Source organism: Chromohalobacter sp. HP20-39 (genome assembly GCF_033052815.1).
Taxonomy (GTDB): Bacteria; Pseudomonadota; Gammaproteobacteria; order Pseudomonadales; family Halomonadaceae; genus Chromohalobacter.
Map to the genome: position 1 here is coordinate 1 of NZ_JAWHTP010000015.1, position 11,054 is coordinate 11,054.

The following is an 11,054-nucleotide window of genomic DNA, read 5'->3' on the forward strand; positions in this document are numbered from 1 at the left end:
ACCGGTAGTTCAGTTGGTTAGAATGCCGGCCTGTCACGCCGGAGGTCGCGGGTTCGAGTCCCGTCCGGTCCGCCACGATCGCCATCGGCCAACCCTGAGTCATTGACTTGGGGTTTTGTCGTTTGGGCCTTCCTTTTTCATGCGCATACGCTCCTATCGCGCTGTTTTCTCAGTGTCTTCCTCGACCGAGACCGCGTCGTCCTGATGTGCCTGGCACCAGGCGAGTGCCTGCGGGTAGATGTCTTTCATTGCGTCGGGGTGCGTCAGCATGTCCAGATGCCCGTAGTCCCGTCCCTGGCCGTTCTCGCGTCCCAGTACGCGTAGCGCATGCCGATGTGGGCCGCATTCCTCGACGAAGCGCGCCACGTCTCGGGGGTGCCCCAGCGCCTTGTCGCGATGACCGGCCAGATGCAGTGTGGGCGGCAATCCTCCGTGCGCCAGGGCGGCGGCGTAATCGAAGCCATCCTCGGGGTCCTGCCACGCTGTCTCGCGCACCCAGGCGACGCTGTCCGCATGGCTGGCGGCGTATTCGTCGTCACTTCCCCAGCGTAGCGCGCGCGCCGGCAGGTAACCGCATAGGCCGCGCGCCAGCGGCGCGAGCCCTTTCCAGATCAGGTCGATATAGAGCCACTTGCTGGGATTCTGGACGCGTACCCGACGCTTGGTGCCGAAATAGACTTGGCTGGCGATATGCTCGCGACTGCCGGGGGCGCGCGCCAGGTGTGCGGCGATCAAGACGCCACCCCAGGAATGCGCCATGATATGGCAGCGCGATTGCCCGCTCAGGTTCAGGCAGGCGGCCAGCGCGGCGGCGACTTCATTGATGATGACTTCGCGCTGCGAGAATGATGCCCCACGTGCCGGACGCGGCGAGGCGCTGCCGCGTCCGCGTTGATCGATCACCATGACCTCATGGCCCTGCTGGGCGAGCCAGGGTGCCAGCCCCTTGCCGCTACGGCTGTGGAAGATGCGCCCCGACTCGATGGCGCCATGCCAGCACAGGATGGGCAGGCCGTGGGTGAGTTCCGGTTGGAAGTGGGTGAGGTTTAGCTCGCCGCCGGTGGCAATGGGAATGCGGTGTTGAGAGGTCTGGTAATCCATGCGGGTCTCGCTTGTCTAGCGTGAGAAGGCAGTCTTGCCTGCGCCCTTGGTCGGGATTGCCTCCCGTGACGCCTTCGCTACACTTTTCATACAGTTGTTTGAAAATGTATGGTGGTTTGAAACCGAGTGCAAGCGAGGACACGCCGTGACTCAGTACCCGCATCTCTTCCGCCCGCTGACCGTGGGCCCCGTGACGCTCGAGAACCGTATTCTGATGGGCTCGATGCACACCAATCTCGAGGAAGCGCCCGACGGCTTCGCGCGTCTGGCGGCGTTCTATGCCGAGCGGGCACGAGCGGGTGTCTCATTGATCGTCACCGGTGGCATCGCCCCGATTCCCGAGGGGGCTGTGTTCGAAGGCGCCGCCAAATTGACCGAGTCGGAAGAAGTCGAGGCGCACCGGCAGGTGACTCAGGCGGTACATGCCGAGGGTGGCCATATCTGCATGCAGATCTTGCATGCCGGGCGCTATGCCTATTCGCCCGCCCTGGTGGCGCCCTCGGCGCTCAAGGCACCGATCAATCCGCACACGCCCCGGGCGTTGAGCGGCGACGAGGTGACGGAGCAGGTCGAGGCCTATGTCAATTGCGCCAAATTGGCTCGCGAGGCGGGTTATGACGGCGTCGAAGTCATGGGCTCGGAAGGCTACTTGATCAATCAGTTCCTGTGTCGGCGCACCAATCACCGTGACGACGAGTGGGGTGGGGAGTTCGAGAACCGCATGCGCTTCGCGGTGGAGATCGTGCAGGGCATTCGCCGGGCACTGGGCGATGATTTTTTGATCATCTTTCGCCTGTCGATGATCGACCTGGTCGAGGACGGCAGCAGCCACGACGAGGTCGTGGCCCTGGGGCGTGCGATCGAGACAGCAGGCGCCAATCTGATCAATACCGGGATCGGCTGGCACGAGGCGCGGGTACCGACCATCGTCACCAGCGTGCCGCGGGCGGTCTTCACCGAGGTCACGCGGCGCCTGCGCGAGGTGCTCAAGGTGCCGCTGATTGCCACCAACCGCATCAATATGCCCGAGGTGGCCGAGCGTGTGCTGGCCGAAGGGCACGCCGACATGGTCTCGATGGCACGTCCCTTTCTCGCCGATCCCGAGTGGGTGGCCAAGGCGCGCGAAGGGCGTGAAGCGTTCATCAATACCTGCATTGCCTGCAACCAGGCCTGTCTGGATCATACCTTCCAGGGCAAGTTGACCTCCTGCCTGGTCAATCCGCGCGCCTGTCACGAGACTGAATTGACGCTCGCGCCCGTGACGACGCCGCGTGATATCGCGGTGGTCGGGGCCGGGCCGGCGGGGCTGGCGACCGCCGTGTCGGCGGCGCAGCGCGGTCATCGCGTCACGCTTTTCGAGCGCGAGGCCGAGGTCGGGGGGCAATTCCGCTATGCGCAGCGCATCCCCGGTAAGGAAGAATTTCACGAGACGCTGCGCTATTACCGCAGCATGCTCGAGGCGCTGGATGTGACGGTGTGCCTGAATACATCGGTCGAGGCGCAACGCTTGCAGGCCTTTGATGTCGTGGTGCTGGCATCGGGAGTCGCGCCCCGTGTGTTATCGCTGCCTGGTAGCGAGGACCCACGCGTGGTGGACTATCCCACGGCGATCATGCACCCCGAGTGTGTCGGCGCGCGCGTGGCGATCATCGGCGCCGGCGGGATCGGCTTCGATGTCGCGGAGCTCTTGACTCATGCCGAGCATCCCGCGCTGGACCGCGAGGCGTGGTGTGCCGAATGGGGCGTCGACCTGTCGTTGGTGGCGCGGGGCGGTCTCGTGACACCGCAAGCGCCGCGGGTGCCCCGCGAGGTGACGCTGCTCCAGCGCAAGACCAGCAAGCCCGGCAAGGGATTGGGCACGACCACTGGCTGGGTGCATCGTGCCGCGCTGCGCCAGCGTGGGGTCCGCATGCTGAGTGGCTGCGAATATCTCGGCATCGACGCTGCGGGGCTTCATATCATGCGTGATGGTGACCAAGAATGCCTCGAGGTGGAGACGGTTGTGGTGTGTGTCGGCCAGGTACCGGTGAAGGATCTCGAGGCGCCGTTGTCGGCGGCCGGGTGTGAGGTGCATGTCATCGGCGGGGCGCAGGCGGCGGCGGAACTCGATGCCAAGCGGGCCATCGATCAGGGCACTCGCCTGGCGGCACGCCTATAAGAAAGCGTTTGTGTAAGAAAGTGCGTGTATAAGAAGGTGCGTGACGGCGGGCTTCCGGTGAGCGGCGGCGATGAGTAGACTGGATCGAGACGCAATTTTTTGCAGGTTAACGGTAGGTGTTGGCACCCGGCGCCTGGTGTTGCGTTTCAAGCGTCTTTCTTCTCGCCACACATGAGGACAATAAGGCATGGAATCCGACTGTACGCCGCGTTTTCTGGCCAGCGACAATACCTCCGGCATCTGCCCCGAGGCGCTCGACTACCTGTTGCGCGCCAACGAAAGCGATGATCTCGCTTATGGCAACGATGCCTGGACACAAAAAGCCGCCGACCGCTTTCGTCGTTTCTTCGATTATGACTGCGACGTGTTTTTCGTCTTCAACGGCACCGCCGCCAACTCACTGACGCTCGCCTCGATGGGACAGAGCTATCATAGCGTTATCTGTCATGAGCTGGCGCATATCGAAACTGACGAGTGCGGCGGCCCGGAGTTCTTCTCCAACGGCGCCAAGCTGCTGACGTGCTCCGGTGCGGATGGCAAGTTGACGCCCGAGGGTATCGAATCGCTGGTGACGCGGCGCAGCGACATCCACTACCCCAAGCCGCGCACGATCTCGCTGACCCAAGCCACCGAGGTAGGCACCGTGTATACCCGCGATGAGCTGATGGCGATTCGTGGCATGGCGGATAAACATGGTCTGCACGTGCACATGGACGGGGCGCGCTTCGCCAATGCTTGCGCATCGCTCGAGGCTTCCCCGGCGGAACTCACCTGGCAGGTCGGCGTCGATGCGTTGTGCTTCTCGGGGACCAAGAACGGCTTGCCGATGGGCGAGGCGGTGGTGTTTTTCAATAGCGCCCTGGCGGAGGATTTCGGTTACCGCTGCAAGCAAGCGGGGCAACTGTCCTCCAAAATGCGCTTCATCACCGCGCCTTGGCTGGGGCTGTTGGAAAGCGGCGCCTGGTTGCGTAACGCCGAGCATGCCAATGTCATGGCACGTTATCTTGCGGAGGGCTTCGCCGCCTTGCCGGGGGCCGAATTGATGTTTCCCGCCCAGGCCAACAGTGTCTTCGTGACGTTGCCCGTCGCGGTCCTCGAGACGCTGCGTCAGCGTGGTTGGACGTTCTACACTTTCATCGGCGCTGGCGGTGCGCGCTTCGTCTGTGCCTGGAACACCACCCAAGCACTGCTCGATCGGCTGCTCGACGATGCGCGCGATGCATTGTCGGCCGCTTGATCGAGTGCCAGGGCGAGGGCCTTGTGGTGCTCTCGCCTTGCCCGCTTTTTTCGGATTTCAACGAACCAATGGCCGTTTGTGGGCTCTCATGTCCAGGGGCGTGCCGCTGCGTTGAAAGGAAATACGTTTCGCATCACCCCTTTCTTCTCCATCCGTCTACGCTGATACATAGATAGCCCAGAATCCGATGAGCGACCCCGGGTCGTGAAAGGAGGCGTTTAATGAGTATCTTCGATCATGTTCAGAACCGTTATGAGCGCGTTCAGCAAGAGGAGATGAGTCTTCAGGAGTATCTGGAACTATGTCGCCGAGAGCCTAGTGTCTATGCCAGCGCGCCGGAGCGCATGCTCGAGGCGATCGGCGAGCCGGAGGTCATCGACACCGCCAAGGATTCGCGGCTGTCACGTATCTTCAGTAACAAGGTCATCCGTCGTTATCCGGCGTTTTCCGAATTCTACGGCATGGAAGAGGCCATCGAGCAGATCGTGGCGTATTTCCGACACGCTGCGCAGGGGCTGGAGGAGAAGAAGCAGATTCTGTATCTGCTGGGGCCGGTGGGCGGCGGTAAATCCTCGTTGGCCGAACGTCTCAAGCTGTTGATGGAGCATGTGCCGTTCTACGCCATCAAGGGTTCACCAGTCTTCGAGTCACCGCTGGGGCTATTCTCGCCGGAGGAAGACGGCGAATTGCTGGAGAAGGAATATGGCATCGCACAGCGCCACTTGCGGGCGGTGATGTCGCCATGGGCCGCCAAGCGCCTGCAGGAATACGGCGGTGATATTTCCCAGTTCCGCGTCGTGCGACTCTATCCGTCGCGTCTTAATCAGATTGCCGTCTCCAAGACCGAGCCTGGGGACGAGAATAACCAGGATATTTCCTCGCTGGTGGGCAAGGTCGACATTCGCCAGCTCGAACTCTATTCCCAAGATGATCCGGATGCCTACAGCTTCTCCGGTGGCCTGTGCAAGGCCAACCAAGGGTTGATGGAGTTCGTCGAGATGTTCAAGGCGCCGATCAAGGTCTTGCATCCGTTGCTGACGGCGACGCAGGAAGGTAACTACAACCCCACCGAGGGCATGGGCGCAATTCCCTTCGACGGCATCGTCCTGGCGCATTCCAACGAGAGCGAGTGGCAGACGTTTCGCAACAACCGCAACAACGAGGCCTTCCTGGATCGCGTCTATATCGTCAAGGTGCCGTATTGTCTGCGCGTCTCCGAGGAAATCAACATCTACAAGAAGCTGCTCGAGCACTCGTCACTGAATGCCGCGCCCTGTGCGCCGGATACGCTGCGCATGCTGGCGCAATTTTCGGTACTTTCGCGTCTCAAGGAACCCGAGAATTCGAGCATCTATTCCAAGATGCGGGTCTATGACGGCGCGAACTTGAAGGACACCGATCCCAAGGCCAAGTCGCTACAGGAGTACCGTGACGCGGCCGGTGTCGACGAGGGCATGGAAGGCCTGTCGACGCGTTTCGCCTTCAAGATTCTCTCCAAGGTCTTCAACTTCGATACCCACGAAGTCGCTGCCAATCCGGTGCATCTACTGTATGTGCTGGAACAGCGCCTCGAACAGGAACAGCTGCCCAAGGAAACCTTCGAGCGCTATCTGCGCTTTATCAAGGAGTATCTGGCACCGCGCTATGTCGACTTCATCGGCAAGGAAATCCAGACCGCCTATCTCGAATCCTATAGCGAGTATGGGCAGAACATCTTCGATCGTTACGTGACCTATGCCGACTTCTGGATTCAGGACCAGGAATACCGTGATCCCGAGACCGGCGAATTGTTCAATCGCCAGGCCCTAAACGAGGAATTAGAGAAGATCGAGAAGCCCGCCGGTATTTCCAACCCCAAGGATTTCCGTCACGAAGTGGTCAATTTCGTGCTGCGTGCCCGGGCCCAGAACAACGGCATGAATCCTAGTTGGCAGTCCTACGAGAAGCTCAAGGGCGTGATCGAGAAGAAGATGTTCGCCAACACTGAGGAGTTGTTGCCGGTGATCTCCTTCAACGCCAAGGCCTCGACCGCAGATCGAAAGAAGCACGAGGATTTCGTGGCGCGCATGGTCGATCGAGGATATACCGAGAAGCAGGTGCGCTTGCTGTCGGAGTGGTATTTGCGGGTTCGTAAGTCTCAGTAGTCGCCCGGGTACACCGGGCCTTCTCCGGCGGCGGAGACGTGCCGCTGCCGGCGACTGAACAGAGGAGGTCGCCAATGACCTACTTCATTGATCGACGCGCCAATGCCAAGCACAAGAGCGCCGTGAACCGGCAGCGCTTCCTGCAGCGCTATCGTGGTCATATCAAGCGCTCGGTGGAAGAGGCGGTCAACCGGCGCTCGATTACCGACATGGAGCGCGGCGAGAAGGTTTCGATCCCCACCAAGGATATTTCCGAGCCCGTATTTCAACATGGTCCCGGCGGCTCGCGAACTATCGTCAGCCCTGGCAATAAGGAGTTCGTCGAAGGAGACCGTCTACGGCGTCCGAGCGGCGACGGTGCAGGCGGCGCGGGAGAGGGCGGTGCCTCCAATCAGGGCGAGGGCATGGACGAATTCGCATTTACCTTGAGCCGCGAGGAATTCCTCGATTTCGTCTTCGATGGTCTGGCACTACCGCATCTGGAACGCAAGCAACTGCGCGACCTCGACGAAGTGCGGCCGGTGCGGGCCGGGGTCTCCCGCGATGGGGTACCGTCGCGTATCAATATCGTGCGCTCGATGCGCGAGGCGCAGGCGCGGCGTATCGGCATGCGTGCGCCCATCAAGCGTGCCCTGCGTGAAGCCGAGGAGGCGCTGGAGTTGGAGGAGCGTAAGGACCCGGTGCTGCGCAATCCGACGCGCATCCACGAGCTCAAGGCCGAGGTCGAGCGTTTGAAGAAGCGCCTGGACGCGGTGCCGTTCATCGATACCTACGATCTGCGCTACAACAATCTCGTCGACCAGCCGCAGCCCTCCAATAAGGCGGTGATGTTCTGCATCATGGATGTCTCCGGTTCCATGACGCAGGGCCACAAGGACATCGCAAAACGTTTCTTTCTGCTGCTGTATCTCTTCCTGGATCGCAATTATGAGAAGGTCGAACTGGTGTTCATTCGTCATCACACGGCAGCCAAGGAAGTCGATGAAGAAGAGTTCTTCTACTCACGCGAAACCGGCGGGACCATCGTCTCCAGTGCGTTGACGCTCGTCGACGAAATCATTGCCCAGCGTTATTCGCCCACGCAGTGGAATCTCTACGTTGCTCAGGCCTCCGACGGCGACAACTGGGACGACGACTCGACTATCTGCCGCGACCTGCTCATGTCGTCGCTGATGGCCAAACTGCAGTACTACACCTATGTGGAGATTACTCCGCATTCGCATCAGGCGTTGTGGGAGGAGTACGAGCGCGTGCAGGCGCGCCACCCTGAGCGCTTCGCGATGCAGCAGATCGTCGAGCCGGGCGACATCTACCCGGTCTTCCGCAAGCTGTTCCGAAAGCGTACAGCGCAATGAGGCATCGCGCAGAGGAGGTGATATGAGTACCGCATCGACCCCCATTGCCACCGGTTCGGACTGGAATTTCGAGATCCTGACGGCTTATGAACGCGAGATCGCCCGGCTCGCCAAGGAATACCGTCTGGATATCTACCCCAATCAGATCGAGATCATTACCTCCGAGCAGATGATGGATGCCTACGCCAGCGTGGGCATGCCGGTGGGCTATCATCACTGGTCCTTCGGCAAACAGTTCCTGTCCGTCGAGCAGGCTTATCGGCGCGGTCAGATGGGGCTGGCCTACGAGTTGGTCATCAACTCCGACCCCTGTATCGCCTATCTCATGGAAGAGAACACGTTGATGATGCAGATCCTGGTCATGGCGCATGCGTGTTACGGCCACAATTCCTTCTTCAAAGGCAACTATCTATTTCGCACCTGGACTGATGCCTCGGCGATCGTCGATTACCTGGTGTTCGCACGCAAGTACATTGCCGAGTGCGAACAGCGTCACGGTGTCACGGCGGTGGAGCAGCTCCTGGACGCCTGTCATGCGCTGCAGAACTATGGCGTCGATCGCTATAAGCGTCCCTCACCAATCTCCTCGGAGGAAGAAGCGCGCCGCCAGCAGGAACGTGAAGCCTATCTCCAGGCGCAGGTGAATGCCTTGTGGCGCACGATTCCAGGAAAAGCGCCACGCGGCGAGTTGGAAGCGCTCGCGGAGGATGGCGATGATCCGCTGGGGCTCCACCAGTACGGGCGTTATCCTCCCGAGCCGCAGGAAAATCTGTTGTATTTTCTGGAAAAGAACGCGCCGCTTCTCGAGTCGTGGCAGCGGGAAATCGTACGCATTGTGCGTAAGCTGGCGCAGTATTTTTATCCCCAGCGTCAGACCCAGGTGATGAACGAGGGGTGGGCGACGTTCTGGCACTATACGTTGATGAATCGGCTCTACGATGAGGAGCTTATCGACGAGGGCACGATTCTCGAATTTCTACAGTCGCATACCGCCGTCGTGCAGCAGCCGGGGTTCGACAGCCCGCACTTTAATGGTATCAATCCCTATGCCCTGGGGTTTGCGATGTTTTCGGACATCCGTCGAATCTGTGAGGCGCCCAGCGAGGAAGACCGCGAGTGGTTTCCGGAGATCGCCGGCAGTGATTGGCTGGAGACGGTGCATTTCGCGATGCGCAACTTCAAGGACGAGTCGTTCATTCAGCAGTTCCTGTCACCCAGAGTGATTCGCGATCTCAAACTGTTCAGCCTCGTCGATGATGATCGCGACGAGATGCTCACCATCAGTGCCATTCACGATGAGCGTGGCTATCGGCGCGTGCGCGAGGCGTTGTCCACGCAATATGCCTTGTCGCTGCGCGAGCCCAATATTCAGGTTTGGGAGGCCGATATTCGAGGCGATCGTTCGCTGACCCTGCGCCACGTCCAGGATCAGCGCCGGCCATTGGGCAAGACCCTGTATCCGGTGTTGCGCCACCTGCATCAACTGTGGGGGTTCACGGTCAAGCTGGAATCGGTGGAAGATGACGAGGTCGTGCGCCGTTATCAGTGGCCGCTTCCCGGCGACGGCGAGGCAGCGGCTGAAATGCGTCGCTAGCCGAAGCGCGCAAGGCTGATATACTGGCCGCGCGCCGTCGGTAAAGTGCCGTAGCGGTGAATCTTGAGCGTGCCGGTAAAAAGCCCGATGCAACGCCCCCTCGAGTGCAGTTAGGCAGCAGGAGAGTGTCATGCAAAGCGCGGTGATCCTGATCGACGTGGAAAAGGGACAGACCAATGCGGTCGCTCAACGACTGGCCGACCTGGAGGGAATCAGCGAGGTATTTTCCACTTGCGGTCGCTACGATTTGGTCGCGATTGCGCGTACGCGTGATTTCGAATCTCTAGCCCAGCTCGTGACAGAGCGACTGATGCAGGTCGAAGGGATCCATGATACCGAGACCCTGAATGCCATGCAGGTCCATTCTCGCCACGACCTCGAGACCATGTTTTCGTTGGGGTGGTAGCGGCGCCCGTAGCGTGCAGAATATTCACACATCTAACGTTTCGTTTTTGCAAGACAAGGATACGTCGCTGGCATGATCGCCGTTATTTCCTATCAGTTTCGGCGCTTGGTGCGCGGCACGGGCATTGCCTTGATTTTCGCTGTGGTGGGCTCCGGCCTGTGGTACTGGCAGGAGCGTGAGGTTCGTGAGCAGCTCATTTGGATGGGCGTGCCTGAGTGGCAAACGGCCAGCTGGCAGGGGTTCAACCGGGTGCTGCGCAACGACGGCTTCCTGGTGGGGTGGTCGGATATCCGGGTCAGCCCGCTGTGGGTCAGTTACATGCTGCATGACACCGCGGATGGCCCCATTGGCGATCGGCCGAATGGGTTTGTACGCGACTGGCGTTCACTATGGCCGGTTACTTCGGATCAGTATACGCGCAGTGGTTATGATCGCGGCCACCTGGCGCCCAACTACGCCATTGCCCGCGTATACGGTCGCGACGCGCAGCTCGATACCTTTCAGATGACCAACATCACGCCGCAACGACCCGACTTGAACCGGCGCGTTTGGCAGCGCCTCGAAGAGGTCGTGATGGACGATTTTCTACCGCGTTTCGGGCGGCTTCAGGTGGTGACGGGGCCGGTCTTCGATACACAGTTTCTGCATCGAATCGGTTTTACCCAGGTGCCGGAGGCGTTCTACAAGATTATCGTGGCGCCCGGCGAGCATCCGCGAGTGCTGGCGTTTTTGATCCCGCAGACGGTAAGGGGTGACGAACCCTTAGACCGTTTTCTGGTGAGTATCGATGAGCTCGAGGCAAGAACGCGGCTCGATTTCTTTCCGCGCCTACCAGATGAGGTCGAAACGCCTTTCGAAGCGGATATCGAGACGCAAGGTTGGGCATTGCAGCGTGTCGCGCGGCGACCCGGGCGTTACCCATAAAAGAATAGAGGTGTTACAGAAAAAGAGGGAGCTTCGAAACTTAGGAAAGCAGCATGCACGATGGTGCCCAGGAGAGGACTTGAACCTCCACGTCCATACGGACACTAGCACCTGAAGCTAGCGCGTCTACCAATT

General features: G+C 60.3%; 8 protein-coding genes. 7 read left to right on the forward strand and 1 reads right to left on the reverse strand.

What is annotated here, in order from left to right:
* Positions 1–153: 153 nt before the first annotated feature.
* Complete coding sequence (locus RVY79_RS16440; protein WP_317465545.1) at positions 154–1,101, reverse strand: alpha/beta fold hydrolase; 948 nt, start codon at positions 1,099–1,101, stop codon at positions 154–156.
* 145 nt (positions 1,102–1,246) lie between these two features.
* On the opposite strand from RVY79_RS16440, the gene RVY79_RS16445 reads away from it, so the two are divergent.
* The 7 genes from RVY79_RS16445 to RVY79_RS16475 all read left to right on the forward strand — a co-directional run bounded on the left by RVY79_RS16445 (position 1,247) and on the right by RVY79_RS16475 (position 10,919).
* Positions 1,247–3,259 carry an NADPH-dependent 2,4-dienoyl-CoA reductase gene (locus RVY79_RS16445; protein ID WP_317465547.1) on the forward strand — a complete coding sequence of 671 codons (2,013 nt, stop codon included), beginning with the start codon at positions 1,247–1,249 and terminating at the stop codon, positions 3,257–3,259.
* 187 nt (positions 3,260–3,446) lie between these two features.
* Entirely contained in the window at positions 3,447–4,496 is a 1,050-nt protein-coding gene (locus tag RVY79_RS16450; RefSeq protein ID WP_317465548.1) for a low specificity L-threonine aldolase, read from the forward strand.
* 221 nt (positions 4,497–4,717) lie between these two features.
* A complete protein-coding gene (locus tag RVY79_RS16455) occupies positions 4,718–6,640 on the forward strand; it encodes a PrkA family serine protein kinase (protein ID WP_317465549.1) in 1,923 nt (640 codons plus the stop codon).
* A 74-nt stretch (positions 6,641–6,714) separates the two neighbouring features.
* Positions 6,715–7,995 (forward strand): YeaH/YhbH family protein, encoded by a 1,281-nt coding sequence (locus tag RVY79_RS16460; protein ID WP_317465551.1) that lies wholly within the window; start codon positions 6,715–6,717, stop codon positions 7,993–7,995.
* A gap of 22 nt (positions 7,996–8,017) precedes the next feature.
* A complete protein-coding gene (locus RVY79_RS16465; RefSeq protein WP_317465553.1) occupies positions 8,018–9,589 on the forward strand; it encodes a SpoVR family protein in 1,572 nt (523 codons plus the stop codon).
* 130 nt (positions 9,590–9,719) lie between these two features.
* Positions 9,720–9,995: an Lrp/AsnC ligand binding domain-containing protein gene (locus tag RVY79_RS16470; protein WP_317465555.1), complete on the forward strand. Its 276-nt coding sequence runs from the start codon at positions 9,720–9,722 to the stop codon at positions 9,993–9,995.
* Positions 9,996–10,067: 72 nt separating this feature from the next.
* On the forward strand, positions 10,068–10,919 hold the full coding sequence (locus RVY79_RS16475) for a DNA/RNA non-specific endonuclease (protein ID WP_317465556.1): 852 nt from the start codon (positions 10,068–10,070) through the stop codon (positions 10,917–10,919).
* The last annotated feature ends 135 nt before the right edge of the window (positions 10,920–11,054 follow it).